Origin of the sequence: Streptomyces panaciradicis (assembly GCF_023516615.1) — a bacterium.
Lineage (GTDB): Bacteria > Actinomycetota > Actinomycetes > Streptomycetales > Streptomycetaceae > Streptomyces > Streptomyces panaciradicis.
The window spans coordinates 25,262-51,455 of sequence record NZ_JAMGBF010000032.1 but is presented as its reverse complement, the minus strand read 5'-3'; the positions used below and the strand labels follow the sequence as shown (position 1 = coordinate 51,455).

General features: G+C 72.3%; 26 protein-coding genes. 9 read left to right on the top strand and 17 right to left on the bottom strand.

Translation table 11 applies throughout. The features are described 5' to 3' along the window. Together M8J74_RS13805 and M8J74_RS13800 are read left to right on the top strand one after the other, a co-directional pair. The coding region (locus M8J74_RS13805; RefSeq protein ID WP_249836668.1) for an FMN-binding protein at nt 1-565 on the top strand (565 nt) is incomplete at its 5' end. A 58-nt stretch (nt 566-623) separates the two neighbouring features. Beyond that, on the top strand, nt 624-1,361 hold the full coding sequence (locus M8J74_RS13800; protein WP_283948142.1) for an FAD:protein FMN transferase: 738 nt from the start codon (nt 624-626) through the stop codon (nt 1,359-1,361). Nucleotides 1,362-1,405: 44 nt separating this feature from the next. Here M8J74_RS13800 and M8J74_RS13795 read toward each other — a convergent pair whose 3' ends face one another. The 8 genes from M8J74_RS13795 to M8J74_RS13760 are packed head-to-tail and all read right to left on the bottom strand — an operon-like array spanning nt 1,406 to nt 10,371. Beyond that, a complete protein-coding gene (locus tag M8J74_RS13795) occupies nt 1,406-1,945 on the bottom strand; it encodes an arginine repressor (protein ID WP_058926418.1) in 540 nt (179 codons plus the stop codon). 19 nt (nt 1,946-1,964) lie between these two features. Further along, complete coding sequence (locus M8J74_RS13790) at nt 1,965-3,152, bottom strand: acetylornithine transaminase (protein ID WP_249836666.1); 1,188 nt, start codon at nt 3,150-3,152, stop codon at nt 1,965-1,967. Continuing rightward, nucleotides 3,149-4,057 (bottom strand): acetylglutamate kinase, encoded by a 909-nt coding sequence (argB, locus tag M8J74_RS13785; RefSeq protein WP_249836665.1) that lies wholly within the window; start codon nt 4,055-4,057, stop codon nt 3,149-3,151. The genes M8J74_RS13790 and argB overlap by 4 nt, the downstream gene beginning before the upstream one ends. Further along, entirely contained in the window at nt 4,054-5,205 is a 1,152-nt protein-coding gene (gene argJ / locus M8J74_RS13780; protein WP_249836664.1) for a bifunctional glutamate N-acetyltransferase/amino-acid acetyltransferase ArgJ, read from the bottom strand. The genes argB and argJ overlap by 4 nt, the downstream gene beginning before the upstream one ends. Next, on the bottom strand, nt 5,202-6,230 hold the full coding sequence (argC, locus tag M8J74_RS13775) for an N-acetyl-gamma-glutamyl-phosphate reductase (protein WP_249836663.1): 1,029 nt from the start codon (nt 6,228-6,230) through the stop codon (nt 5,202-5,204). The genes argJ and argC overlap by 4 nt, the downstream gene beginning before the upstream one ends. A gap of 34 nt (nt 6,231-6,264) precedes the next feature. After that, a complete protein-coding gene (locus tag M8J74_RS13770) occupies nt 6,265-6,696 on the bottom strand; it encodes a GtrA family protein (RefSeq protein WP_249836662.1) in 432 nt (143 codons plus the stop codon). Further along, nucleotides 6,696-7,646, bottom strand: coding sequence for a glycosyltransferase family 2 protein (locus M8J74_RS13765; protein ID WP_249836661.1), 951 nt, complete (start codon nt 7,644-7,646; stop codon nt 6,696-6,698). Before M8J74_RS13765 ends, M8J74_RS13770 begins: the two co-directional genes overlap by 1 nt. Nucleotides 7,647-7,665: 19 nt before the next feature. Further along, nucleotides 7,666-10,371 carry a YfhO family protein gene (locus M8J74_RS13760; protein WP_249836660.1) on the bottom strand — a complete coding sequence of 902 codons (2,706 nt, stop codon included), beginning with the start codon at nt 10,369-10,371 and terminating at the stop codon, nt 7,666-7,668. A gap of 312 nt (nt 10,372-10,683) precedes the next feature. Between M8J74_RS13760 and M8J74_RS13755 the strand changes: the two genes are divergently transcribed. Genes M8J74_RS13755 through M8J74_RS13745 form a run of 3 tightly spaced genes read left to right on the top strand, consistent with a single transcriptional unit; the run spans nt 10,684 to nt 12,064 of the window. Then, nucleotides 10,684-11,106 carry a MerR family transcriptional regulator gene (locus M8J74_RS13755; RefSeq protein WP_249836659.1) on the top strand — a complete coding sequence of 141 codons (423 nt, stop codon included), beginning with the start codon at nt 10,684-10,686 and terminating at the stop codon, nt 11,104-11,106. Further along, entirely contained in the window at nt 11,103-11,543 is a 441-nt protein-coding gene (locus M8J74_RS13750; RefSeq protein ID WP_249836658.1) for a carboxymuconolactone decarboxylase family protein, read from the top strand. The genes M8J74_RS13755 and M8J74_RS13750 overlap by 4 nt, the downstream gene beginning before the upstream one ends. Nucleotides 11,544-11,578: 35 nt before the next feature. After that, nucleotides 11,579-12,064 (top strand): DUF6314 family protein, encoded by a 486-nt coding sequence (locus tag M8J74_RS13745; protein ID WP_249836657.1) that lies wholly within the window; start codon nt 11,579-11,581, stop codon nt 12,062-12,064. A gap of 236 nt (nt 12,065-12,300) precedes the next feature. Here M8J74_RS13745 and M8J74_RS13740 read toward each other — a convergent pair whose 3' ends face one another. The 3 genes from M8J74_RS13740 to M8J74_RS13730 form a co-directional block, all read right to left on the bottom strand. Then, nucleotides 12,301-12,879, bottom strand: coding sequence for a histidine phosphatase family protein (locus M8J74_RS13740; RefSeq protein WP_249836656.1), 579 nt, complete (start codon nt 12,877-12,879; stop codon nt 12,301-12,303). A 117-nt stretch (nt 12,880-12,996) separates the two neighbouring features. Beyond that, the gene (locus M8J74_RS13735) at nt 12,997-13,440 is read right to left on the bottom strand and encodes a GNAT family N-acetyltransferase (RefSeq protein WP_249836655.1); all 444 of its coding nucleotides are present in this window, start codon (nt 13,438-13,440) and stop codon (nt 12,997-12,999) included. A gap of 41 nt (nt 13,441-13,481) precedes the next feature. Next, nucleotides 13,482-14,918: an aminotransferase-like domain-containing protein gene (locus tag M8J74_RS13730; RefSeq protein ID WP_249836654.1), complete on the bottom strand. Its 1,437-nt coding sequence runs from the start codon at nt 14,916-14,918 to the stop codon at nt 13,482-13,484. Between M8J74_RS13730 and M8J74_RS13725 the strand changes: the two genes are divergently transcribed. After that, nucleotides 14,917-15,852 (top strand): DMT family transporter, encoded by a 936-nt coding sequence (locus M8J74_RS13725; protein WP_249836653.1) that lies wholly within the window; start codon nt 14,917-14,919, stop codon nt 15,850-15,852. The genes M8J74_RS13730 and M8J74_RS13725 overlap by 2 nt on opposite strands. A 92-nt stretch (nt 15,853-15,944) precedes the next feature. Continuing rightward, entirely contained in the window at nt 15,945-16,139 is a 195-nt protein-coding gene (locus M8J74_RS13720) for a DUF1918 domain-containing protein (protein WP_142150646.1), read from the top strand. A gap of 1 nt (nt 16,140) precedes the next feature. Here the strand turns inward: M8J74_RS13720 and M8J74_RS13715 are convergent, their stop codons facing one another. Next, the gene (locus tag M8J74_RS13715) at nt 16,141-17,400 is read right to left on the bottom strand and encodes a glycoside hydrolase family 10-like protein (protein ID WP_249836652.1); all 1,260 of its coding nucleotides are present in this window, start codon (nt 17,398-17,400) and stop codon (nt 16,141-16,143) included. A gap of 187 nt (nt 17,401-17,587) precedes the next feature. On the opposite strand from M8J74_RS13715, the gene M8J74_RS13710 reads away from it, so the two are divergent. Both M8J74_RS13710 and M8J74_RS13705 read left to right on the top strand, forming a co-directional pair. Continuing rightward, nucleotides 17,588-18,448 carry a 3-hydroxybutyryl-CoA dehydrogenase gene (locus tag M8J74_RS13710; protein WP_058926402.1) on the top strand — a complete coding sequence of 287 codons (861 nt, stop codon included), beginning with the start codon at nt 17,588-17,590 and terminating at the stop codon, nt 18,446-18,448. Nucleotides 18,449-18,672: 224 nt separating this feature from the next. Continuing rightward, nucleotides 18,673-18,930, top strand: a complete 258-nt coding sequence (locus M8J74_RS13705; protein ID WP_249836651.1) for a hypothetical protein — start codon at nt 18,673-18,675, stop codon at nt 18,928-18,930. A gap of 27 nt (nt 18,931-18,957) precedes the next feature. On the opposite strand, the gene M8J74_RS13700 is transcribed toward M8J74_RS13705, so the two are convergent. From M8J74_RS13700 to pheS, 5 genes are all read right to left on the bottom strand, one after another. After that, nucleotides 18,958-19,503, bottom strand: coding sequence for an NUDIX hydrolase (locus M8J74_RS13700; protein ID WP_249836650.1), 546 nt, complete (start codon nt 19,501-19,503; stop codon nt 18,958-18,960). A gap of 75 nt (nt 19,504-19,578) precedes the next feature. Then, nucleotides 19,579-20,919, bottom strand: coding sequence for an NsdA family TPR-like regulatory protein (locus M8J74_RS13695; RefSeq protein WP_249836649.1), 1,341 nt, complete (start codon nt 20,917-20,919; stop codon nt 19,579-19,581). Nucleotides 20,920-21,249: 330 nt separating this feature from the next. Continuing rightward, complete coding sequence (locus tag M8J74_RS13690) at nt 21,250-22,305, bottom strand: PP2C family protein-serine/threonine phosphatase (protein ID WP_249836648.1); 1,056 nt, start codon at nt 22,303-22,305, stop codon at nt 21,250-21,252. A gap of 132 nt (nt 22,306-22,437) precedes the next feature. Continuing rightward, on the bottom strand, nt 22,438-24,948 hold the full coding sequence (gene pheT / locus M8J74_RS13685) for a phenylalanine--tRNA ligase subunit beta (RefSeq protein ID WP_249836647.1): 2,511 nt from the start codon (nt 24,946-24,948) through the stop codon (nt 22,438-22,440). Further along, entirely contained in the window at nt 24,948-26,069 is a 1,122-nt protein-coding gene (pheS, locus tag M8J74_RS13680; protein WP_249836646.1) for a phenylalanine--tRNA ligase subunit alpha, read from the bottom strand. The genes pheT and pheS overlap by 1 nt, the downstream gene beginning before the upstream one ends. Nucleotides 26,070-26,194 lie beyond the last annotated feature (125 nt).

Genomic DNA, 26,194 nt, shown 5'->3' with positions numbered 1-26,194 from the left:
AAAGATCACCAAGGCGGAGGCCATCCAGGCGCCCAAGGGCGGCACCAGCGACCAGAAGACGGCTTTGTCCATCCCCAAGCTCGCCCAGGAGACGGTCGCCGCGCAGAGCGCGAAGATCGACTCGGTGTCGGGGGCGACGTACACGAGCAACGGCTACAAGCAGTCGCTGCAGTCGGCGCTCGACAAGATGAAGTCGAGCGCCGGCTCCTCGCAGAGCGGCGCGAGCCCGTCACAGGGTGCCGGTACCGGCTCCTCGCAGAGCGGCGGTTCGGGCTCCTCGGGCGCCGCCCAGGCGAAGACCGTCACCGGGGCCGTCGCGCAGACCCAGTACGGGCCGGTCCAGGTCCGGATCACGGTCAGCAACGGCAAGATCACCAAGGCGGAGGCGGTGCAGGCGCCCAAGGGCGGCCTCAGCGACCAGAAGACGGCCCTGTCCATCCCCAAGCTGAACCAGGAGGCGGTGGCGGCCGGCAGCGCGAAGATCGACTCGGTGTCCGGGGCCACGTACACCAGCGGCGGCTACAAGCAGTCGTTGCAGTCGGCGCTGGACCAGGCCGGTGGCTGAGCGGGTGGCCGAGTCCGCGGATGCTCCCGTCGCGGTGCGCCGGCACGCGGAGGAGGTCATGGGGACCGTCTTCTCCTTCGACGTCCGCGGCGGGGAGCCCGGTGCGGTCGAGGCGGCGCTCGAAGAGGCGATCGCCGGACTGCACCGGGTGAACGAGCTGTTCAGCACCTACCGCGAGGACAGCCAGGTGTCCCGGCTGGCGCGCGGGGAGCTGGACCTGGAGGAGTGCGACCCGGACATCGCCGAGGTGCTCGAACTGGGCGCGGAGGCCGAGCGGGTGAGCGACGGCTGGTTCAGCATGCACTACCGCAAGCGGCTGGACCCGACGGGGATCGTCAAGGGCTGGGCGGCCGAGCAAGCCGCCCTCCGACTCCGCGCCGCCGGCGCGACCGGCGTCAGCGTCAACGGCGGCGGCGACGTCCAGATGTTCGGCGTGCCGGAGGAGCACCGTGCCTGGCGGGTGGGCGTCGCCGACCCGCTCCGCCCCGGCGGCCTGGCCGCGGTGGTCTCGGCGGCCGGTGCCGACGAGCTGGCCGTGGCGACGTCGGGCACGGCGGAACGCGGCGACCACATCGTCGACCCGAGGACGGGCCGGTCCGCGGTCACCGACCTGGTGGCCGTGACGGTGGTCGCCCCCCGGCTGACCTGGGCGGACTGCTGGGCGACGGCCGCCTTCGCGATGGGCTCACGGGACGGCCTGCGCTGGCTGGAGTCCCTGCCGGACGTGGAGGCCCTGCTCATCACAGCGGGCGACGAGGTCCGCTGCACGGGGGGCCTGGCGTCCCGGCTGGGCTGAGGCCCCCCAACGGCAGGAACCCGCGCCCGGCAGTCCCCGCCCCCTCAGTGGCCGTTCTGGGCCAGTCGCAGCAGGTGTTCCGCCAGGGCCTGGCCGCCCGTGGGTTCGCGGCTGATCAGCAGGAGGGTGTCGTCGCCGGCGATCGTGCCGAGGATGTCGTGCAGTTCGGCCTGGTCGATGGCCGATGCCAGGAACTGCGCGGCCCCGGGGGGTGTGCGCAGGACCACGAGGTTCGCCGAGGCCTCCGCGGAGATCAGCAGCTCCTGCGACAGCCGCCGCATCCGCTCCTCCTTCGCCGACCCGCCCAGCGGCGCGCGCGGGGTACGGAAACCGCCCTCGCTGGGCACCGCGTAGATCAGGTCGCCGTCGGTGTTGCGGATCTTGACCGCGTTGAGCTCGTCGAGGTCCCGGCTGAGCGTCGCCTGCGTGACGTTCAGGCCGTCGTCGGCGAGAAGCTTCGCCAACTGGCTCTGCGAGCGGACCGGTTGCCGGTTGAGGATGTCCACGATCCGGCGATGCCGCGCTGTCCGCGTCTGCGGCACGGCAGGCCCCGCGTGCTGTGCGTCGTCCTGCGCCTGACTCATCGTCGTTCGTTTCTCCGGATCATCCGTCCCCCTTGGCAGCGTCCAGGATGCCGGGAAGTGCCCGCAGGAGCGCGTCCACCTCGTCGTCGCCGAGATTCAGCGGCGGCATGAGCCGTACGACGTCGGCGGCGGGCGCGTTCACCAGGAACCCGGCCTCCTGAGCCGCCTGGCGCACCTGGGGCGCGAGCGGCTCGGTGAGCACGATACCCAGCAGCAGGCCCGCACCCCGGACATGGGCGATCAACGGGTCGCCCAGTGACTCGATTCCCTCCCGCAGCTTCTCGCCCTGCCGCTTGACGTTGTCCAGCAGCCCCTCGTTCGCGATCGTGTCGATCACGGCGAGTCCGGCGGCGCACGCGACCGGGTTGCCGCCGAAGGTCGAGCCGTGGTGGCCCGGCTGCAGCAGCTCCGCGGCCCGCCCGAAGGCGACGGTCGCACCGAGCGGCAGCCCGCCGCCCAGGCCCTTCGCCAGCGTGACGACGTCCGGCAGGACCCCTTCGTGCGCCTGGTACTCGAACCAGTGCCCGGTCCGGCCGACGCCGGTCTGCACCTCGTCGAGGACCAGCAGCGCGCCGTTCGCGGCGGTGATGGCACGCGCCGCCTTGAGGTAGCCCGGCGGCGGGGTGACCACGCCGATCTCGCCCTGGATCGGTTCGAGGATCACCAGCGCGGTGTCCTCGGTGACGGCGGCGGCCAGCGCCTGCGCGTCGCCGTAGGGGACGTGCGTGACCTCCCCGGGCAGCGGCAGGAACGGCGTCCGCTTGCCCTCCTGGCCGGTCATCGCCAGGGCGCCCATGGTGCGGCCGTGGAAGCCGCCCTCGGTGGCGACGACGTGTGTGCGCCCGGTCAGCCGGCCGATCTTGAAGGCGGCCTCGTTGGCCTCGGCGCCGGAGTTGCAGAAGAAGACGCGGCCGTCCCGGCCGAAGAGCTGCAGCAGCCGCTCGGCCAGGGTCACCGTGGTGTCGGCCATGAAGAAGTTGGAGATGTGGCCGAGGGAGCCGATCTGCTCGCCGACGGCCGCGACGATCGCCGGGTGGGCGTGCCCGAGGGCGTTGACCGCGATACCGCCGACGAAGTCGAGGTACTCCTTGCCGTCGGCGTCCCACAGCTTGGTGCCCGCACCGCGCACCAGGGGCAGCAGCGGGGTGCCGTAGTTGTTCATGAGCGCGCCCTGCCACCGCTGGGTGAGCTCCTCGTTGGCGGTCATGCGACGTCCCCCTCTTCGGCGTCGGGCACGACCATCGTGCCGATGCCCTCGTCGGTGAAGATCTCCAACAGGATCGAGTGCTGGACCCGGCCGTCGATGACGCGGGCGGTGTTGACTCCGCCCCGCACGGCGTGCAGGCAGCCCTCCATCTTCGGCACCATGCCGGAGCTCAACTCCGGCAGCAGTTTCTCCAGTTGGGAAGCGGTCAGGCGGCTGATCACCTCGTCGCTGTTCGGCCAGTCCTCATAGAGACCCTCGACGTCCGTGAGGACCATGAGAGTCTCCGCTCCAAGAGCAGCAGCGAGTGCCGCAGCCGCCGTATCAGCATTGACGTTGTAGACATGTCCGTCGTCCTGGCTCCGGGCGATCGACGAGACGACCGGGATGCGGCCGTCGGCGAGCAGAGCCTCGATCGCGCCCGTGTCGATCTCGGTGATCTCGCCCACCCGCCCGATGTCGATCAACTCGCCGTCGATCTCGGGCTGGTGCTTGGTGGCGGTGATGGTGTGCGCGTCCTCGCCGGTCAACCCGACGGCCAGCGGCCCGTGTTCGTTGAGCAGGTTGACCAGCTCGCGCTGCACCTGCCCGGCCAGCACCATCCGTACGACGTCCATGGCGTCCTCGGTGGTGACGCGCAGGCCGGCCTTGAACTCGCTGACGATGCCGTGCTTGTCGAGGGCGGCGCTGATCTGCGGGCCGCCGCCGTGCACGACGACCGGCTTGAGGCCGGCGTGGTGCAGGAAGACGACGTCCTGGGCGAACGCGGCCTTGAGGTCCTCGTCGATCATGGCGTTGCCGCCGAACTTGATGACGACCGTCTTGCCGTTGTGCCGGACCAGCCAGGGCAGCGCCTCGATGAGGATCTGGGCCTTGGGCAGCGCGGTGTGTTTGCGTGTGGTGGTCATGAGCTGTAGGCGCTGTTCTCGTGGACGTAGTCGGCGGTGAGGTCGTTGGTCCAGATGGTGGCGGTCTCGGACCCGGCGGCGAGGTCGGCGACGATGTGCACCTCGCGGTAGCGCATGTCGACCTTGTCGCGGTCCTCGCCGACACCGCCGTTCTTGCACACCCAGACGCCGTTGATGGCGACGTTGAGCCGGTCCGGCTCGAAGGCGGCCTTCGTCGTGCCGATGGCGGAGAGCACGCGGCCCCAGTTGGGGTCCTCGCCGTGGATGGCGCACTTGAGGAGGTTGTTGCGGGCGATGGAACGGCCCACCTCGACGGCGTCGTCCTCGGTCGCCGCGCCCACCACCTCGACCTTGATGTCCTTGCTGGCGCCCTCGGCGTCGCGGATGAGCTGCTGGCCGAGGTCGTCGCAGACCTGCCGTACGGCCTCAGCGAACTCCGCGTACTCCGGGGTGACGCCGGAGGCGCCGGAGGCGAGCAGCAGCACGGTGTCGTTGGTGGACATGCAGCCGTCGGAGTCGACGCGGTCGAAGGTCGTGCGGGTCGCGGCCCGCAGCGCGCCGTCCAGTGCGTCGTCGGCGAGGACGGCGTCGGTGGTGAGGACGACCAGCATGGTGGCCAGGCCGGGGGCGAGCATGCCCGCGCCCTTCGCCATGCCGCCGACGGTCCAGCCGTCCTTGGTGACGACGGACGTCTTGTGGACGGTGTCGGTGGTCTTGATGGCGATGGCGGCCTTCTCACCGCCGTGCTCGGAGAGCTGGGCGGCGGCCGTCTCGACTCCCGCGAGCAGTTTGTCCATCGGGAGCAGGACGCCGATGAGGCCCGTCGAGCAGACGGCGACCTCGATGGGGGCCCGCCCGAGCACCTCGGCCGCCTTCTCGGCGGTCGCGTGCGTGTCCTGGAAGCCCTTCGGTCCCGTACAGGCGTTGGCGCCGCCGGAGTTGAGGACGACCGCGGACACCTGGCCGCCCTTGAGGACCTGCTCGGACCACAGCACGGGCGCGGCCTTCACACGGTTGGAGGTGAAGACGCCGGCGGCGGCGCGGCGCGGACCGTTGTTGACCACGAGGGCCAGGTCCGGGTTGCCGTTCTCCTTGATCCCGGCGGCGATGCCCGCCGCCGTGAATCCCTTGGCTGCCGTGACGCTCACGGTGCGACTCCGATCGTGGAAAGCCCCGTCGTCTCGTCGAGTCCGAGGGCGAGGTTCATGCTCTGGACGGCACCGCCCGCGGTGCCCTTGGTCAGGTTGTCGATGGCGCTGATCGCGATGATGCGGCCGGCGGCCTCGTCGTACGCGACCTGCACCTGAACGGCGTTGGAACCGTAGACGGACGCCGTGGCGGGCCACTGGCCCTCGGGGAGCAGGTGGACGAAGGGCTCGTCGGCGAAGGCCTTCTCGTAGGCGGCCCGGACGGACTCCGCCGTCACGCCCGCGACGGCCTTCGCGCTGCAGGTGGCGAGGATGCCGCGGGGCATGGGGGCCAGCGTCGGCGTGAAGGAGACGGACACCCGCTCCCCCGCCGCCGCGCTGAGGTTCTGGATCATCTCGGGGGTGTGCCGGTGGCCGCCGCCGACGCCGTACGGCGACATGGAGCCCATGACCTCGCTGCCGAGCAGGTGCGCCTTGGGCGCCTTGCCCGCGCCGGAGGTGCCGGAGGCGGCGACGATCACGGCCTCGTTCTCGGCGAGTCCGGCGGCGTAGGCCGGGAAGAGGGCCAGGGTGGCGGCGGTCGGATAGCAGCCGGGCACCGCGATGCGCCTGGACCCCTCCAGCGCGGCGCGGGCACCCGGCAGTTCGGGGAGGCCGTACGGCCAGGTCCCGGCGTGCGCGGAGCCGTAGAACCGTTCCCAGTCGGCCGCGTCCTTCAGCCGGAAGTCGGCGCCCATGTCGACGACCAGGACGTCCGGGCCGAGCTGTTCGGCGACGGCGGCGGACTGGCCGTGGGGCAGGGCCAGGAAGACGACGTCGTGGCCGGAGAGGGCCTCGGAGGTGGTCTCCTCGAGCACGCGGTCGGCCAGCGGCAGCAGATGCGGCTGGAGCGCGCCGAGCCGCTGGCCGGCGTTGGAGTTGCCGGTCAGGGCACCGATCTCGATGCCCGGGTGCGCGAGCAGCAGGCGCAGGAGTTCACCGCCCGCGTATCCACTCGCTCCGGCCACCGCCGCACGTACCGCCATGTCATCCTCCTCCTGGACGGCATGACTATACGTTTCACTGCAGTTTTATGCAATCCCATGCATCGTCATGCGGTACCGCGGCGGGTTCGGGCCGGGCCGGGACGGTCCTGGGCAGCATCACCCAGCGGGAGACGACGAAGGTCGCCGGGATCGCCCAGAGGGAGGCGAGCAGCGGCGCGAAACGGCTTCCGGCGTGCAGCACGTCCACGATCACGTACAGGCCCGCGGTCGTGACCGCGAAATTGGTGGCGTTCGACAGCGGGAAGAGCAGGAATTTCCGCCAGGTGGGAGGTGTCCGATAGGTGAACCGCGCATTGAGGAAAAAGGAACCGACCATACTGAGCAGCGAGGCGAGAACATGCGCCGCGAGATACGGGACACCCGTGAGGAACAACAGGTAGAAGCCGTAATACGTGCCGGTGTTCAAAACGCCGATGACGGCGAACATCACAAGCTGCCGGGACATCACGGAACGAGGTCCTTCGCGCGTTCGACGTTGGTCGCCTTCACCAGGAAGTGCGGGCGCCCCTTGACCTCGTAGTAGATCCGGCCGGTGTACTCCCCGATCACCCCCAGCATGACCATCTGGACTCCGGCCAGGCCGGTGACGGCGGTGATGATGGTGACGTAGCCGGGCGTCTGCACGCCGTTGACGAGCGCGGCGCCCACGATCCACGCCGTGTACAGGCCGGCGATCAGCAGCAGGACCATGCCCAGGTGGAGTGCGGCGCGCAGCGGGCGGTTGTTGAAGGACAGCAGTCCGTCCAGGCCGTAGTTGAGCAGTCCGCGCATGCTCCAGGAGCTGCGGCCGGCCTCCCGGGCGGCGTTCTCGTACTCGAAGGTGGTGCTGGGAAAGCCCACCCATGCGAACAGCCCCTTGGAGAAGCGGTTGTACTCGGTGAGGTTCACCACCGCGTCCACGACCCGGCGCGAGAGCAGCCGGAAGTCGCCGACGCCGTCGACCAGCCGGACGTCGACGAGCCGGTTGACCAGGCGGTAGTAGAGGCGGGCGGCCAGGGTGCGGGTCAGTTTGTCGCCGGTGCGGGTGCGGCGGGCGATGACCTGGTCGTAGCCCTTGGCGCGCAGCTCCACCATGCGCCGGATCAGCGCCGGCGGGTGCTGGAGGTCGGCGTCCATGACGACGACGCTGTCGCCCGTGGCATGGCGCAGACCGGCGAGCAGGGCCGCCTCCTTGCCGAAGTTGCGGCTGAGCGAGACGTACCGGACGCGGGCGTCGCGGTCGGCCAGCCGCTGCAGTACGGCGAGGGTGCGGTCGCGGCTGCCGTCGTCGACGTAGACGAACTCCATGTCGTGGCCGAGCGGGAGGAGTTCCTCCGCGACCTTCTGGACCTCTTCGTGGAAGCGGTCGAGGACGGCTTCCTCGTTGTAGCAGGGTGCGACGATCGATATGAGCATGGGTCCCCCTGGGACGCGGTCAGGCAGCGCCGGGCACGCGCTCGCGCGGTCGGGTGGGCAGGGACGGGGAGGAGGGCGATGTGCCGCGCCGCCGGCGTACGGCGGCCAGGACGCCGAGCAGGGCCAGGGTCAGCAGCGAGCCGGCCCCGACACTGGTGCCGAGCCGCAGCCCGGGCGGGTGGAAGGTGCAGGTCACGGTGGTCGAGGTGCCGTCGAGGGGGACGGCGATCAGGCCGTGGTGGTCCTTCGCCGGTACGGCGGCGCCGTCGCCGGCGGCGCAGCGCCAGCCGGCGATGCGGGGTGCCGCCACGACCGCGATCCCCTTGCTGCCGGCGGGCAGCTCGGCCCGGACGGTGGCACCGGAGACGGTGACGCGGGTGGCGCCGGATGCCTTGAGGCGCTCCACGGCCGCGCGCAGCCGGGCGGTGTCCAGGCAGCCGACGGCGCCCTGGGGGATGCCGCCGGGGCGGTCGGGGGTCAGGTGGATGCGGACCCGTCCGGAGGCCGGGGCGGTGCCGAGCGGCTCCATGGCGGCGCGGTTGCGGGGGCGGGCGGAGCGGAAGAACGCGGTCCGGTCCGCCAGGCGGGCGGTGCCGGAGAAGTGCGGGGCCCACAGCTGGACCTGGCTCCCGGCCGGGCAGTCCGCCGTGATCACCGGTGCGGCCAGGGCGTTGCCGGAACCGACCCGCCCGGACCGTACCGGCTTCCCCGCGTCGTCCTGCACGACGATCGGCGGGACGGTGTAGACGCGGCTGCCGAGCAGCAGTTCCTGGTTGCGGTACGGCGACGGGCCGAAGGGCGTCGCGTCGGGCCGGGGCCGTACCGTCACGAGCGGCGGCACGTCTTCCCGGGAGACGCTCAACGGGCCGCCCACCTGCGGCAGATAGCCCTGGTGGGGGTCCGTGGGCGAGTGCACGCGCGCCCCGACTGAGAAGATCGCGTCGGTGACGGGATTGTCCAGGCTCTGCACGCTGCGGCCGCGGGAGGTCCAGCCGCCGCCCAGCGCGGTGAGGGTGCGGCTGAGGATGTCCGAGGTGAGGCTGCTGTAGTACTGGGCGCCCTGGCCGCCGACCATGAGCGGGTCGTTGCCGACGGTCTGCTCGCGCCCCGGGTCGGTGCGGTGGCGGGGCCAGCCGTCGGCCCGCGCGACGGCCCGCGCCTGTGCGCGCTGCCGGGCGCCCCAGGGGGCGTAGTCGTCCATGTGCCCGTAGCGCTGCCGGGTCGCCACGAAGGAGGTCGCCATCGCCTCGCCGAACTGACCACCGAAGAGCAGGGCGAGGGCGAGCACGGCCAGGGCGGTACGGCGGCGGGCTGGGGGGCGGGCCCCGGACGAGGGACGGGGGCTGTCGGTGAGCCCGCGGACGGCGGACCAGGCCCCGGACGGTGACGCCGGGCCGTCCGCACCGGCGGCCGCGGGCCCGGACCCGTCGCCGCAGGCCGTTCGGCGGCTCTCGGCCGCCCGGAGCAGCGCCAGTCCCCCGGCCGCGCCCGCGACCGCGAGCGCCAGTACCGCCCAGCTCACGGGCTTCATCAGGGTGCTCCGGCCGGCGACCGCGGTGAGCAGGGCGAGCAGGGCGCCCGCCGCGCCCAGCGCGCGCGGGCCGGGCAGGCCGTAGGACAGGGTGTGCCAGGCCGTGATCACCAGTAGCGCGCACAGGACGAAGGCCTGCCGGTAGGGGCTGCCCTGCGGGGTGGCGAAGGCGTGCCAGACGAGGTGCGTCGGGCCCCACTGGAACGACAGCGCGACCGCGGTGAGCAGCAGGGGCCAGCCGGCCCGCACCCGGCGCGGGGCCGCCCGGTGGAAGGGCAGGGCGAGGGCGAGCAGAAGCGCCGCGGTACCGGCGTAGAGGGCGGGGCTGCCGAAGCTGTACGTCGTCGGCAGGAGGCGGGCCAGCAGGTCCGGCGTGGACACCGGCCGGAACGCCACGGTCCTGCCCGGGTAGGCGTGCCGGGTGCCGCACCAGACCACCGTGACCAGCGGGGCCGCCAGGCCCACACCCAGTACGACGGTGGCGGCCGCGCGTCCGGCCGTCCCGAGCCGCCGCCGGGCCGGGAGGCCGCTGAGCCCCAGCCGCAGCAGCAGGACGAGGCCGGCGGCGAGGATGGCCATGTACGCCGTGTAGAAGTTGGCGGTCCAGGCGAGGGCCACGACGAGCACGCCGAGCAGCGGCCGGCGCCGGCGCAGGGTCCACTCGCCCACCAGGCACAGCAGCGGCAGCGCCAGCAGTCCGTCCAGCCACATCGGGTTGTACGAGCCGACCGCGACGCTCCAGCCGCACAGCGCGTACGCGGCACCGAGCAGGCCCGCCGCCCACCAGCGGCCGGGCCGCAGGCTCAGCAGCAGCACGGCCATGGCGGCGCCCGCCGACGCCGTCTTCAGCACCGTGATCACGTACACCGCGAGGTCGATCTCGTCCCGCGGGAACACCCCGACGAGCAGGGCGAACGGGCTGCCGAGATAGGTGCCGAGGTCGGGCAGGAAGCTGGAGCCGTATCCGGACTGCCAGTTGACGAGGAGTCCGCCGTCGGCGCGTCCGTGCAGCAGGTCCCACAGGTGGGCGTGGAACGGGACGTACTGGTTTCCCAGGTCGTTGACGTCACGGGTGCGGGGGCCGAAGGGCCGGCTGCGGGCCAGCGCGTCCGCGGCGCACGACACCGCGGTCGCGACGAGCGCCGCGAGCAGCCCGGCCGCGCGCCCCGGCCGGTTCGCGAGGCGCCGTTTCACGGCAGTGCGTTTCCGGGGGAAATACCACTCGAGACGATTCTGGACAGGATAGGGCGCTGCATTGCTCGTTACTCCCCGCGGGTCGTCGATTCGCGGGGTTAGACGGATCGAATTCCCCATAGGTTGCCCCGCCGGCAGGAAGTGACAATGCCTGTTCCGAATGACTCCTGGGCTTGAATTCGAGAGAAAAATGAACAGGCGGGAAACGGAAATCTCCCGGCGCATGATTTGGCAGTGAACTGAGAACACCGGATGCACCCCGAGGAGGAGCCGCTTGACCTGGAGCGCGCTCCAGGTTCTACCGTTCTTGTCATGACCAGCGGACAGTCCCTCCCGCAGGACCCGGAGCCGACCCTGACCATCGCCGAGGTCGCCGAGCGCACGGGCCTGTCGCACGACACCCTGCGCTACTACGAGAAGGCCGGCCTGATCGAGCGGGTCGGCCGGACCACCGGCAACCAACGGCGCTACGACGCGGCCGACCTGCTCTGGCTGGAGTTCCTGCTGCGGCTGCGCGACACCGGGATGCCGATCGCCGGCATGCAGCGGTACGCACGGCTGCGGGCGCGGGGGGACGTCTCGGTCGCCGACCGGCTGGCGATGCTGCGCGAGCACCGCGCCGAGCTGGCCGACCGGATGCGGGCGCTGCGCCGCAACGCCCGCGCGCTGGACGCCAAGATCCACCACTACGAACGGCTGCTCGACGAGCAGACGGGGACGGAAGAGACGACATGAGCGACAGCACCACCCGTGAAGAGCGTTTCGCCCACGGCCTGGAGGTCCTGAAGAGGGTCGACGGGGAGGCGGGTCAGCGGGTCGTCGACTCGCTCGCCGACGTCAACCCCGAGCTCGGCCACCAGATCGTCGCCTGGGCCTTCGGCGAGATCTACGACCGTCCCGGACTCGCCCCGCGTGACCGCCAGTTGGTGACGCTGGGCATGCTCACCGCGCTCGGCGGCTGCGAGGCGCAGCTCGACGTGCACGTCAACGCGGCACTGAACGTGGGCCTCACGCCCGAGCAGATCATCGAGGCGCTGACCCACTCGGCGGTGTACTGCGGCATACCGAAGGCCCTGAACGCGACCTTCGCGGCGAAGAAGGTCTTCGCCGAGCGCGGGCTGCTGCCGCTCGGACAGCAGCCCGTAGACACGGCTCCGGCCGGCACCGCCTGATCCCGGCGGCCGACGGACGACGTAGGGTCGGGGACATGAACGCACCGCCGGACCGGGAGGAAGGCGTGCGGGCGGACTCCTTCCGGCCCGTGCCCGACGTCCTGGCGTATCTCGGCGGGCGCTGGCTCGTGACGCGCACGGTGCGGGATCTCGCGAACGGCGACGAGGGGCGCTTCGAGGGGACGACCGAGTTCGGCCCGCTGGAGGGCGGCGGGCTCCTGCACGTCGAGTCCGGCACGTTCGTCTGGCAGGGCGTCCCGCGCCCCGCCGAACGCACCCTGCGCTTCCTGCCCGGCACCACGCCCGGAACGGCCGACGTGCGCTTCTCGGACGGCCGCCCCTTCCACGACCTGGACCTCACCACCGGCCGCCATGTCGCCGACCACCCCTGCTCGGCGGACCTCTACCGCGGCGAGTTCACCGTCCGCGACGCCGACCGCTGGCGGGCGGTGTGGCGGGTGCGGGGCCCCGCGAAGGACCTCGTCCTGGTGACGGAATACCTCCGCGCGGACGGACGCTAGGGCCTGTCGTTTGGATCAGGTCGGCTGCAGGGGACGGTGCGTCCTGGCTGACCCGAGCGGGGGCTGGTGCGTGCAGCTGCAAGGCGGAGGAGGGAGTCGATGCGATGGGGGTCCCCCCGCTCGAGCGAAGCCGAGAGCGGGGGAATCGGCGAGTGACGACAACGCAGCTGGGGGTCCCCCCTCTGGGGGAGTGCGCACCAGACCCCGCGACGCCGACCTGATCCAAACGGCAGGCCCTAGGCGGGCACCGCGTCGAAGCGGAGGTTCCAGCGGCCCGCGCTGCCGGTGACGGTGGTCGTCGACAGGGGGCGCACGTCGAGGTTCCAGTACGTCGACGGCGGGGCCTTGAGGGCGTAGACGAGGGCGGCGCGGACGACGGAGGGCTCGGCGACGGCGACGATCCGGCCGCCGTCCTCGACGGGCCGGGTGTCGAGCCAGCCGCCGACCCGGCCGATGAAGGTCAGCAGCGACTCCCCGCCGTGCGGGGCGGAGCGCGGGTCGGCGAGCCAGGCGTCCACCGCCTGCGGCTCCCGGGCCATCGCCTCGCCCAGAGTGAGCCCGCGCCAGCGGCCCATGTCGCAGTCGCGAAGGGCGAGCTGCACCAGCGGTGCGTAACCGAGGGCGTCGCCCGTGGCCCGGCTGCGCGGCGTGGGTGAGCAGTAGCGCAGCTCGGCCGCCGCGAGCGGGATCAGCTCGTGCGCGACGCGCTGCACCTCCTCCCAGCCGGCCTGGTCCAGCGGACGGTCGTCCTCGAAGCGCTCGGCGAGCAGCGGGGCGCTGCGAGCGGCGGCGAGGAATGTGACCCTGAGTTGCATGCGGTGATGGTGAATCGTGAAGTATTGCTGGTCAAGGGATGCCGCTCACGAGTGACCGAGGGTGGCCGAAACCTTACCCGTGGGTCAGGATTTGGCGGACAAGTCACCCGAAGCGGCTCAGCCGAACTCGAGCGCCATCCAGATCTCGGGCCGCTCCAGCCCGGTGAAGCCGGCCTTCTCGTAGACGCCGTGCGCGTCGAACGTGGCGAGCAGGACGCGCCGCAGCCCGAAGGGCCGCAGGTGCTCCCGTACGGCCGTCACCATCGCCGTGCCGACGCCCTTGCCGCGCGCGGACGGATCGACGTAGACGTCGCACAGCCAGGCGAAGGTGGCGCGATCGGTGACGACCCGGGCATACGCCACCTGATCTCCGGAAACCCTCTCGTACACCCCGAAGTTGAGCGATCCCTCGATCGCGCGCTCCTGCTTCTCCCGCGACCGCCCGAGCGCCCAGTACGCGTCGGTGGACAGCCAGCGGTGCACGCGGTCGGTGTCGAGGCGGCCGGGGTCGGTGGAGAGCTCGTAGCCTTCGGGCAGGCCCGGGGTGTCGCTGTCGGTCATGGCGGGGATGCTCGCAGGCCCCGGTCACCGCCGTCGAGCGGTTATCCCAGCACCTCCTCGCATGCGGTGCGCAGCCGGCGCACCCCTTCCGTGATCTCGCCCGCGCCGGCCACCGCCGCGAAGCTCAACCGCACGTGGGCGGCCGGGGGTTCGGCGCTGAAGTAGGGACGGCCGGGAGTGAGGGCGACGCCCGCGCGCAGGGCGGCGGAGGCGAGGGCGGCCTCGTCGGTTCCGTCGGGGAGGCGGAGCCAGAGGTGGTAGCCGCCGGACGGGACGTGCGGCAGGGCGAGTTCGGGCAGCTCCCGGCGCAGGGCCGCCGTCATGGTGTCGCGGCGTGCCCGCAACTCCGCCGAGACCGCGCGCAGATGGCGGGGCCAGGCCGGTGAGCCGACGAGTTCGAGGGCCGCCTCCTGCAACGGGCGGGGGACGAAGAAGGTGTCCACGACCTGGATGGCGCGCAGCCGTTCCAGGACCGGGCCGTGGGCGGCCAGGGCGCACAGCCGGAAGCTCGGCGAGGTCACCTTGGTCAGCGAGCAGACGTGGACGACGACTCCGTCGGGGTCGTCGGCGGCGAGCGGGCTGGGCAGCGGCCCGGCGTCCTCGTGCACGAGCCGCCGTACGAAGTCGTCCTCGACGACGAAGGCGCCCGCCGCACGGGCGATGCGCAGCACCTCCCCGCGCCGCTCGGGGGCGAGCACGGCGCCGGTCGGGTTCTGGAACAGGGGCTGGCAGACGAAGACGCGGGCTCCGGTGGCCCGGAAGGCGTCGGCGAGCAGCGACGGCCGGACGCCGTCGGCGTCCACCGGGACCGGGACGGGACGCAGGCCCGCCGCCCGCGCGATCGCCAGCATGCCGGGATAGGTGGGCGATTCGACGAGCACCGGCGCGCCCGGCGGGGCGAGTGCGCGCAGGGCGGTGGTCAGCGCGGACTGGCCGCCGGCGGTGATCTGCACCCCGGCCGCGGTGACCCCGCCGCCGATGCTGCGCGCGAACCACTCCCGCAGTTCCTCCAGCCCCTCCATCGGGGGCCGCCCCCAGGCGCCGGGGCGGCGGCCGGCCCGGGACAGGGCGGCCGCCATCGCCCGCTCCGGCTGCAGCGAGGGGTGCAGATAGCCGCCGTTGAACTCGATGACGCCGGGCGGCGGGGCGGCGAGCGAGACGACCACGCCGGAGGCGTCGACCGTGCGCGGGACGAGGTCGCCGGCGCCGTCGGCGCTCAGCGCGACCTCCTGCCAGGAGGTGTCGCCGACGGGCGCTGCCGCGGCGCGCGGCGCGGCCCGGAAGGCGCCCGCACCCGGCCGGGTCACCACCAGGCCCTCGGCGGCCAGCTGGGCCAGGGCGCGCGAGACGGTCACCGGGCTGACCCGGAACCGCTCGACCAGGACCCGACTCGACGGCAGCTTTCCACCAGGTGAGTAGCGGTTCAGCTCTTGTTTCAGCTGTTCCGCCAGTTCACCCACACTGCTACGCTGTTGCATGAGAGCACAGAGTAGCGCTACTACGGCGACCACGATAGCGGTCAGCGCCCGCACCGCCGATCCGGCGGCCCCGGCGGACCGGCGCTCCGGCACCCTGCAGGCCGCGCTCGGTGTCACCGCCTTCTCCCTCACCTTCCCCGCCACCGCCTGGGGGCTGGAGGGTTTCGGGCCCTGGTCGCTGGTCGCCGTGCGCAGCGTGCTCGCCGCGGTCATCGCCGGGGGCTGTCTGCTGGCACTGCGGGTGCCGGTACCGCACCGCCGGCACTGGGCGGGCCTCGCGGTCGTCGCCGCCGGTGTCGTCCTCGGCTTCCCGCTGCTGACGACGCTGGCCCTGCGCACCTCGACCACCGCGCACGCCGCGGTCGTGGTGGGCCTGCTGCCGCTGACGACCGCGCTGCTGTCGGCCCTGCGCATGGGCCACCGCCCCTCGCGCACGTTCTGGGGGGCGGCCCTCGCGGGTGCGGCCGCGGTCGTCGCGTTCACCGTGCAGCAGAGCGGCGGGGCGCTGACGGCCGCCGACCTGTACCTGTTCGCGGCGCTGCTGGTGTGCGCGGCCGGCTACACCGAGGGCGGCCGGCTGGCGCGGGTGATGCCGGGCTGGCAGGTCATCGGCTGGGCGCTGGTGCTGTGCCTGCCGCTGTCCGTGCCGGCCGCGGCGCTCGCGCTGTCGTACGAACCCGTGCGCCTGACCGGGCACGCCGTGGCGGGGCTGCTGTGGGTGGCGGCGGGCTCGCAGTTCCTCGGCCTGGTCGTCTGGTACCGCGGCATGGCGGCCATCGGCATCCCGAAGGCCAGCCAGTTGCAGCTGGCCCAGCCCCTGCTCACACTGGTGTGGTCGGTGCTGCTGCTCGGCGAGCACCTGACGGTGGCCGCCCCGCTGACGGCCGCGGCGGTGCTGGTGTGCATCGCGGTGACCCAGCGGGCCCGGGGCTGAGGGGTCCAACGGCCCGCTTCCCACCGCCGTTCGGCGCCGTAGACTCAGGGCCACGGACCGCTTCTCCCCCACTTGCTGAGGAGGCACCGAAGATGCGTGCAACCGTGGGCGACCAGCTTGTCCAGCACGGCAGGGTGGTAGGCCAACAGGACAAGGTCGGCGAGATCGTCGAAGTCATGGGCCAGGAGGGCAACCCTCCGTACCGCGTCCGCTTCGAGGACGGGCACACGGGCATCTGCTCACCGGGCCCCGACACCGAGATCCGACACAGGGAAACACAGGCGTGAGTCAGCGCGGGGGCCTCGCCGGCCGCTGGTAGTGGTCGGCGACCACCCTCGCCATCGCGCCGATCGGGTCCGCCGCCACGTCCCTGGCGGCGAAGTACATGTGCCCGCGCACCTCCGGGTGGTCCGCGCCCAGAGTGAGGTGCCGGGACAGCTCGGCGGGGTCCTGCCAGGCCGCGGACTGTGCCGGGTCGCCGGCCTTGTACAGGGCCTCACCGATGTAAAGCCTGGTCGCGGTGCCCTTCGCCACCTCCGCCCACCAGGGCAGCAGCTTCGCGTAGTCGGCGGCGGCGAAGCCGATGTTCCAGTAGATCTGCGGGCAGATGTAGTCGATCCAGTTCTTGCGCACCCACTTGCGGGTGTCCGCGCACAGGTCGTCGTACGTCTGCACACCGGCCCTGGTGTCCGAACCACGGGAGTCGGTGGCCGCGTTGCGCCACACGCCGAACGGGCTGATGCCGAACTGCGCGGCCGGGCGGATCCGCTTGATGCCGGCCGCCGTCTCGCGCACCAGCTTGTCGATGTTGTCCCGGCGCCAGTCGGCGCGGCTCGCGAAGCCGCCGCCGTAGCGGTCGTAGGCCGCGTCGTCGTCGAAGGTCTGGCCGGCCACCGGGTACGGGTAGAAGTAGTCGTCGAAGTGGACGGCGTCGAGGGGGTACTTGCGCACCGCGTCGAGGATCGCCTTCTCCACGAAGGCGCGGACCTCGGGCAGGCCGGGGTTGTAGTACATCTTCCCGCCGTACGTCACCACCCAGTCCGGGTGCACGCGCGCGGGGTGCGTGGCGACGAGCCTGGCCGGATCGGTGTGGTTGGCGATGCGGTACGGGTTGAACCAGGCGTGCAGGTCCAGGCCGCGGGCGTGGGCCTGCTCGACGGCCGTGCCCAGCGGGTCCCAGCCCGGGTCGCCGCCCTGGGTGCCGGTGAGCACCTGCGACCAGGGCTCGTACGGCGAGGGCCACAGCGCGTCGGCCGTCGGGCGCACCTGGAAGATCACGGTGTTGAGGCGGTCCTCCACGGCGCGGTCGAGGATCGCGATGAGTTCGGCGCGCTGCCGGTCGGCCGTCAGTCCCGGCTTCGAGGGCCAGTCGCGGTTGGTCACGGTCGCCACCCACACGCCCCGCATCTCGCGCGCGGCCCGCCGGCGCCTCGGCTCGCCGCCTGCCGTCGCCGCACCCGCCGCCACGGCACCGCCGCCCGCGGCGAGAGCCGACAGGGCGGTCACCGCGAACACCCGCCGTGACAGACCGGACCTCCGGTGCAGCATTCCCCGACCTCCGTGTGCCGATGAGCGAGTCCCGGCGCGATTGTCGACCCGGGCACCCTCCGGCGTCAGCCTGCCACGCGGTACCCGAACGATCGATCAACGATCGCCGGAGGTAACGTGCAGGTTTGGAGCAGGCGCCGAACCAGCGGGTAACCTGCCCGATTCGTAGATCAGCGAAGGGGACGATGTGACCGACATCGAGCGCGTCGGAGTGGTCGGCTGCGGCCAGATGGGAGCGGGCATCGCCGAGGTGTGCGCCCGGTCCGGCCTGGACGTGAAGGTCGCCGAGACCACCGGCGAGGCCCTGGAGATCGGCCGGACCCGGCTGTTCAACTCCCTGGGCAAGGCGGCCGAGCGCGGCAAGATCAGCGAGGAGGAGCGGGACGCGACCCAGGCGCGGCTGAGCTTCACCACGGACCTCGGCGAGTTCGCCGACCGTGACCTGGTGATCGAGGCCGTCGTCGAGAACGAGCAGGTCAAGACCGAGATCTTCCAGGTGCTCGACCAGGTGGTGACCCGGCCGGACGCCATCCTGGCCTCCAACACCTCCTCCATCCCGCTGGTGAAGCTCGCGGTCGCCACCTCGCGCCCGGACCACATCGTCGGCATCCACTTCTTCAACCCGGCCCCGGTGCAGAAGCTGGTCGAGCTGATCCCGGCGCTCACCACCTCCGAGGGCACCCTCAGCCGCGCCCAGGTCTTCGCCGAGAAGGTGCTCGGCAAGCACGCGATCCGCGCCCAGGACCGCTCCGGCTTCGTCGTCAACGCGCTGCTGGTGCCCTACCTGCTCTCCGCGATCCGCATGTTCGAGTCGGGCATAGCGGGCCGCGACGACATCGACAACGGCATGGAGATGGGCTGCGCCCACCCGATGGGCCCGCTGAAGCTGTCCGACCTGATCGGCCTGGACACCATCGCCTCCATCGCGAGCTCGATGTACGAGGAGTACAAGGAGCCGCTCTACGCCGCTCCCCCGCTGCTCCAGCGCATGGTCGACGCCGGCCGGCTCGGCCGGAAGACCGGCTCGGGCTTCTACACCTACGACTGACGGCCGCCCGCCTGTGTGCACAGTGCCCCTTCCAGGGTGCCGGTGACACAGTGCGACGGTCACGGGCCCGGCACTCCGCGGAGTACCGGGCCCGCGCCGTTCACACACCGTGTGCGCGCCGGGCCCGCATATGCCGCGCGCACACGCTCCCCACGCGCCCACCAGGCGAGTTGACTCTTCATGCGCATGCAAGGGATGTGACGACTACGGAAAGGAGCGGACTCGTGACCGCCGACCCCGAGCATCCCGTGGTCCATGGAGAACTCGCAGAGTTACGCCGTCGGCTCGATGTCGCCTACGCGCGTGTCGAGGGAGGACTGGCCCTGCTCAACCATCGCACCGAGGAGTCCGACAAGGAGATCGACGACCTGAGCGCACGGATCATCGCACTGGAACACGCCCGCTGGCCGCTGCCGGCGATCGCGACGCTGACCGCGGTGGGGGCGCTCGTGGCGACGATATGGCAGGCCCTGGGCCACTGAAGGCGGGACCAGGACGCGGGTGGGGGATCAGGGTGTGGCGTCCTGCCCCAGCCTGAGGTGATGCAGGAGCAATAACGCGGCCGCCATGTTGGCGGCCGGGACCTCCCCGCGGGCGACCATGTCGGGGACGAGCTTGAGGGAGACCCATTCCCTGCGGTCCGACTCGAAGTCGTCCACGGGGGGCCCGACGTACTCACCCTCGTCCGACCAGTAGATGTGGTGCCGGGCGTCGGTGAGGCCGTTGGACGGCTCCACGCTCATGAGGTGGTGCAGGGGTCCCGGCCGCCAGCCGGTCTCCTCCTCCAGTTCCCTGGCGGCCGCGTGGACGACGTCCTCGCCGTCCTCGACGACGCCCGCCGCGAGTTCCCACCCCCAGCTGTCGGTGATGAAGCGGTGGCGCCACAGGAGGAGGACCTCGTTGGCCTCGTTGACCACCGTGGCCACGGCAACGGGCCGCAGCCGTATGAGGAAGTGATCGAGATGCCGGCCGTCCGGCAGTTCGACATCCGCGAGGTTGACGCTGAACCAGCGGTTTGAGTACACAGTTTGTTCGTTCTGTTTCGTCCACTGCACGGTTCTGCCACCTTCCGTCGAGTAAGTGGCAATATCGCAGCAGGGACTGTGACGCGGCGGTGCTCGGCGACCGGTCTACAGCGGGACGCGCAGGGCCCCGTCGATGAGTTCGGCGGCCTCGGCGGTGCCCGCGCAGCCGCTGCGCACCAGGTGTTCGCGCACCGCCCGGAGTCTGTCGCGCAGCCGCTGCGACTCCATCCCGCGCGCCTGCTCGGCCATCTGCACCGCGATGGCCACCGCGTTGTCGGCGTTGCCGCGGCGCAGTTCGATCGTGCTCAGCATCGCGAGCCGGTGCACACGCCCCCGGTCGTGCGCCGGGTTGTCCACGGCGGCCGCCGCGTGCTCCCCCGCCGCCACGAGCTCACCGAGACTGAGCAGCGCCTCCGCCACCTGGACGTTGACCAGACCGGGCTGGACATAGCCGGTCTCGTCGGGCTCGTACCCGCGCCGGATGCGTTCGGCGGCCTGCTCGGCACGCCGGATGCAGGACAAAGCGGTCGTGCCGTCGCCGAGGTGGGCGTACGCCTTCGCCTGCATCGCGTACAGATCGCAGGCCAGGGCGGGCGTGATGTGCTTGCCCGCGGCGCGCAGCGCGGCCTCCGCGAAGGCGACGGCCTGCCGGTACTCCCGCATGAACAGGGACTGGTTGACCAGCAGGGCGATCACATAGGCGCCCAGTCCCCGGTCCCCGCTGGCCTTCGCCAGCCGCAGCGCCTGGTGGAAGTAGCGCTGGGCGAGGCCGTGGGCGTCGGAGTCATAGGCGCAGATGCCGGCGATCGCCACCAACCCGCCCGTGGCACGGTGCAGTTGACGACCCGTCGCGTCGGTGTAGCTGCCCCGCAGCAGCGGCGCGGCCTCGGCGTTGAGGAACCCCACGATCCGGGTGCGGGTCGCTATGCCGCCCGCCTTGCGGTACATCTGCTCGTAGTGGGTGCGGGCGGCACGCAGCATCTCGAGGTCGGCGGGCGTCACCCGGTGCCGGCCCCCGCGCGAGACGTCGACGTCCTCGGGCGGGTTCTCCCACTCCCACACCGGCATGACCGCGGGCGTGCCCGTCACCGCGGGCGCGCCCAGGATGTGCGGGCGCTGCTGCTCGTCGGAACGCCACAGCGCGGTGGCCCGCTCGACGAAGCCGGACAGGGACGTGCCGTGCGGGGCCGACGGCTCCCCCGGCACGCCCAGGCCGATGTCGTCGAGGGTGACGGGGCGGTGCAGCCGGACCGCCAGGACCTCGCAGATGAGGTCGGGCACCTGACCGCGCGGCCGCTGACCCTTCAACCACCGCGCCACGGCGGTGTGTTCGTAGCGCAGGGCGAGACCGCGTGCGCGTCCCGCCTGATTGACGTGCGCGGCCAGCCCCGCGTGCGAGATCCCCGCCTCGTCCAGGATCGCGTCGAGCAGAGTGTTGGGCTGCATGGGTGCCCCCCGGGAGCCTCGGTGCCGACAGAGTAGTGGGAGCGCCTTCACACGGGGTGTGAACGGAGTACAAGAATCCGCAGGGTGCGCGCACTGTCGCGGAGAGTTTCCAGCCGGTTGACTGAAATGCCTCGCAAGAGGCCGGCCGGGCCGCCGGCTCCCCCTCGTACAGTGCGGCGGCCCGCTTCCGCGCCGTCCACCCCGCTGCCTGCCCGACACTCCGTGGCGGGGGGACGGCGCGCCGGGCCCCGAGCGACGACCGAACCCGCCGAGACCACGCGGGAGCGCCGGGCGCACCGTGGGGGTGCGTGACGGTTCGCGGCCTCGACGTCACGTGAGGCGGTGCGCCCGGTGTCCGACCGGCTCACCGGGAGGTTGCCGTACGACGTGACGGCGGTCGTTGTGCACGACGAGCAGCGCGACGTCGTCGGCCGGTCTGCCTCCGGCGTGCCGCAGGAGTGCGGCGAGGACGGCGCGCAGCACCGACTGCGGGCAGACGGGTCCGGAGCCGGCGGCGTCGGCGAGCACGGCCGGCAGGGGAAAGAACCGGCCCCGTCCGTCCCGGGCGTCCTCGACCCCGTCGGTGTGCAGGAACAGCGCCTCGCCGGGCAGCAGGCGGCCGCAGCCGACGGCCGGCAGTTCGGCGGGCAGCGGGAACGGCCCGAGGGGAGGCAGCGGTTCGGCCCGGGTCAGCGGTTCGGCCCGGGCCGGTCCGAGCAGATACGGCCAGGGGTGCCCGCAGTTGAGGACGTGCACCTCGCCGTCCGGCCGGATCTCCAGCAGCAGTACGGTGACGAACTCCTCGGCGACCGGATGGTCCGGCTCGCCCCCGGCGGAGGGATGTTCCCCGCGCGCCCGCTCGCGCAGATGCCGGGCGAGCGCCCGCTCCAACCGCCGCAGCACGCGCCCCAGGTCCGGTTCGTCGTGCACGGCCTCGCGGAAACTGCCCAGGACCGCGGCGACCGTGCCGACGGCGGCGAGGCCGTGCCCGCGCACGTCGCCCATCACGACCCGCACCCCGTGCTCGGTGGCGATGACCTCGTAGAGGTCTCCGCCGATGACCGCACCGGGGTCGGCCGACAGCTGGGTGGCGGCGAGGTTCAGCCCGGCGACCCGCGCGGGCAGGGGCCGCACCAGCACCCGCTGCGCCGCACAGGCGACCGCACGGGCCTCCCGCAGCTCCCGCAGCAGCGCCCGCCGGGCCTGCAGGACCAGCCCGGTCCCGACGACGAAGAACACGGCGCTGGTGACGATGCGCGCCCGCAGCCCGTTCTGCTGGGCGAGCGGACAGGCCAGCTTGTAGGTAACGGCCGTGGCTCCCCAGAGGAGGGGCGGCCCCAGCGGGAGCAAGCGCTTGCGGAAAAGGCGAGACCTGACCCTGATCATGCCGATGGCCCCCCATAAAGGCCCCGAGAGCACAGACGGACCGGCCTCGAAAGGCCGGTCCGATTGTGTCGAGCGCATGGCCCGATAGGACCAGATCACCCGGAGTTGTCACCCGAATGAGGGAAACACACCCTAGGCCCGCAGGACGGCCCCGGTGCGGTCGCCCGCCACGACGACCGCCGCGTCCCGGGCCGCGGACGCCTCGTCGACGGTCAGGGTCCGGTCGTCGGCACGGAAGCGCAGCGCGTACGCCAGCGACTTGCGGCCCTCGCCGAGCTGCTCCTCGTTCTCGTACACGTCGAACAGCCGGATGGACTCCAGGAGTTCACCCGCGCCGTCGCGCAGCGCGGCCTCCACCTCGACGGCCGGCACGAACTTGTCGACGACGAGGGCGACGTCCTGCGTGGCCACCGGGAACGTGGAGATGCGCGGCGCCTGGGGCGTGTCGTCGCCGACCTGCTCCAGCGCGTCGAGGTTCAGCTCCACCGCACAGGTCCGCTCGGGCAGCCCGAGCGCCTTGACCACCCGCGGGTGCAGCTCGCCGGCGTGCCCGACGACGATCTCCGCGCCGTCCGCGACGACCGTGAACTCGGCGCAGCGGCCGGGGTGCCAGGGTCCGTACTGGCCCTTGCGGACCTGCAGCTGCGCACCGGCCTCCCGGGCGACCGCGCGTCCCGCCTCGACGGCGTCGGCCCAGTCGGCGGGGCGGCCCTTGCCCCACCAGCCGGCCTGCTCGCGGGCGCCCGCGAGGACGGCGGCGACATGCCGGGGCTGCTCGGGCAGCGCGGCGTCGAGCTCGGCGATCTCCTCGTCGGTCGGACGCCGGTCGACGGGCAGGGCGACGGCGACCTTCTGCTCCTCGCGCGGGTGGAACACCAGCCCGGTCTCGAACAGGGCCAGGTCGTGCGAGCCGCGGCCGACGTTGCGGCGCAGGGCACCCAGCAGGCCCGGCAGCAGCGACGTGCGGAGCGCGGGCTCCTCGTCGTTGAGCGGGTTGGTGAGCTTCACGACCCGGCGCGCCGGGTCGTCGGCCTCCAGCAGCAGCTGGTCGAAGACCTGCTCGCTGAGGAACGGGTAGTTCGGCGCCTCCACGTAGCCCGCGCCGGCCAGCGCGCGGCCGACCCGGCGGTGCAGCCGCTGGCGGTGCGTCAGTCCGCGGCCCGACGGGGGCTTGGGCAGCGTCGAGGGCAGGCTCTCGTAGCCCTCCAGGCGGATGACCTCCTCGGCGAGGTCGTTGATCTCCTGGAGGTCGGGGCGCCAGGACGGCACGGTGACGATCAGCTCGTCCTGCCCGTACACGTCGCAGCCGATCTCCTGCAGCCGCCGTACGACCGTCTCCCGGCCGTACTCGACGCCCGCCACCTTGTCCGGGTGGTCGGCCGCCACGGCGATGGTGTGCGGCGCGGACGGCGCGACGACCTCGGTGACGCCGGCCTCGGCGGTGCCGCCCGCGAGGAGGACCAGCAGGTCGACCGTGCGCTGCGCGGCAGCGGCGGCGGCCTGCGGGTCGACGCCCCGCTCGAAGCGGCGGGATGCCTCGGAGGACAGCTTGTGGCGGCGGGAGGTGCGGGCGATGGAGACCGCGTCGAAGTGCGCGGCCTCGATGACGACGTCGGTCGTGCCCTCGCCCTCGGCGTGGTCGGCGATCTCGGTGTTGGCGCCGCCCATCACGCCCGCGAGCCCGATCGGGCCGCGGTCGTCGGTGATGACGAGGTCCTCGGCGTCCAGCTTGCGCTCGACGCCGTCGAGGGTGACGAGCTTCTCGCCCGGCTCGGCGCGCCGCACGCCGATGGTGCCCTGGACCAGGGAGCGGTCGTAGGCGTGCAGGGGCTGGCCGAGCTCCATCATCACGTAGTTGGTGACGTCGACGGCGAGCGAGATCGGGCGCACGCCGACCTTCTGCAGCCGGCGCTGCAGCCAGATCGGGGAGCGGGCCTCGGGGCTCAGGCCGGTCACCGTGCGGGCGGTGAAGCGGTCGCAGCCGTGCGGGTCGGTGACCTGGACGGGGTAGCCGAAGGCGTTCGGGCCCGGCACGTCGATCAGGGCCGGGTCGCGCAGCGGCAGGCCGTAGGCGATGGCCGTCTCGCGGGCGACGCCGCGGATGGACAGGCAGTCGCCGCGGTTGGCGGTGACGGCGATGTCCAGGACCTCGTCGACGAGTTCGAGCAGCTCGACGGCGTCCTTGCCGACCTCGGTCTCCGGCGGCAGCACGATGATGCCGTGCGTGCCGTCGTCACCCATGCCCAGCTCGTCGCTGGAGCAGATCATGCCGTGGGAGGTCTTGCCGTAGGTCTTGCGGGCGGAGATCGAGAAGCCGCCGGGCAGGGTGGCGCCGGGCAGGACCACGACGACCTTGTCGCCGACGGCGAAGTTGCGGGCGCCGCAGACGATCTCCTGGGGCTCGCCGGTGCCGTTGGCCCGCCCGACGTCGACCGTGCAGAAGCGGATCGGCTTCTTGAAGCCCTCCAGCTCCTCGATGGTCAGCACCTGGCCGACGACCAGGGGGCCCTTGAGGTCGGCGCCGAGGTGCTCGACGGTCTCCACCTCGAGCCCGGCCGAGACGAGCTTCTCCTGGACGTCACGGCCGGTTTCCGTCGCCGGCAGGTCGACGTACTCCCGCAGCCAAGAAAGCGGGACCCGCATCAGATCTCCATCCCGAACGGCCGGGTGAACCGGACGTCACCCTCGACCATGTCTCGCATGTCCTCGACGTTGTGGCGGAACATCAGCATCCGCTCGATGCCGAACCCGAAGGCGAAGCCGCTGTACTTCTCCGGGTCGACGCCGCAGGCGGTGAGCACCCGCGGGTTGACCATGCCGCAGCCGCCGAGCTCGATCCAGCCCTCGGACGAGCAGGTGCGGCAGGGCCGGTCGGGGTTGCCGACGGACTCGCCGCGGCAGACGTAGCACACCATGTCCATCTCGGCGGACGGCTCGGTGAACGGGAAGAAGTTCGGCCGCAGCCGGGTCTTCATGCCCTCGCCGAACAGCGACTGGACCATGTGGTCCATGGTGCCCTTGAGGTCGGCCATGGTCAGGCCCTCGTCCACGGCGAGCAGCTCGACCTGGCGGAAGACCGGGGTGTGCGTGGCGTCGAGCTCGTCGGTGCGGTACACCACGCCTGGGCAGATCACGTACACCGGCAGCTCGCGGTTGAGCAGCGAGCGGATCTGCACGGGCGAGGTGTGGGTGCGCAGCACGACACCGGACTCGGTGCCGCCCTGCGGGCCCTGCACGAAGAACGTGTCGTGCTCGCCGCGCGCCGGGTGGTCCGGGCCGATGTTGAGGGCGTCGAAGTTGAACCACTCCGCCTCCACCTGCGGGCCCTCGGCGACCTCGTAGCCCATGGCCACGAAGACGTCCTCGATGCGCTCCGACAGGGTGGTCAGCGGGTGCCGGGCGCCGGCCGGTACGCGGTCGTAGGGCAGTGTGACGTCCACCGACTCCTCGACCAGCACCCGGGCGTCCCGCTCCGCCTCGAGCTCGGCCTGGCGGGCGGCCAGCGCCTTGTTCACGGCGCCGCGGGCCTGGCCGACGAGCTTGCCGGCGGCGGCCTTGGCGTGCGGGGGCAGGGCGCCGATCTCCCGGTTGGCGAGGGCCAGCGGGGAGGCGCCGCCGGTGTGGGCGACCTTGGCCTCCTGGAGCTTGTCGAGGGAGTCCGCGGCGGCGAAGGCGGCGAGCGCCTCGTCCCGCATGCGCTCGATCTCTTCCGGTTTCAACGCCTCGACCTCGACAGGGTCGTACGACTTATTCGGTGCCGACATCTCTTCCCGTGCTTCCGATTGGCTGGCTGAAGGTCCCCGTCACCGACTCACACAGAGGTCAGAGGGCCGTCCATGGGACACAAGGGTGCCAAGGGCCGAGTCTAACGGGGTGGAGGGCCGCGCCT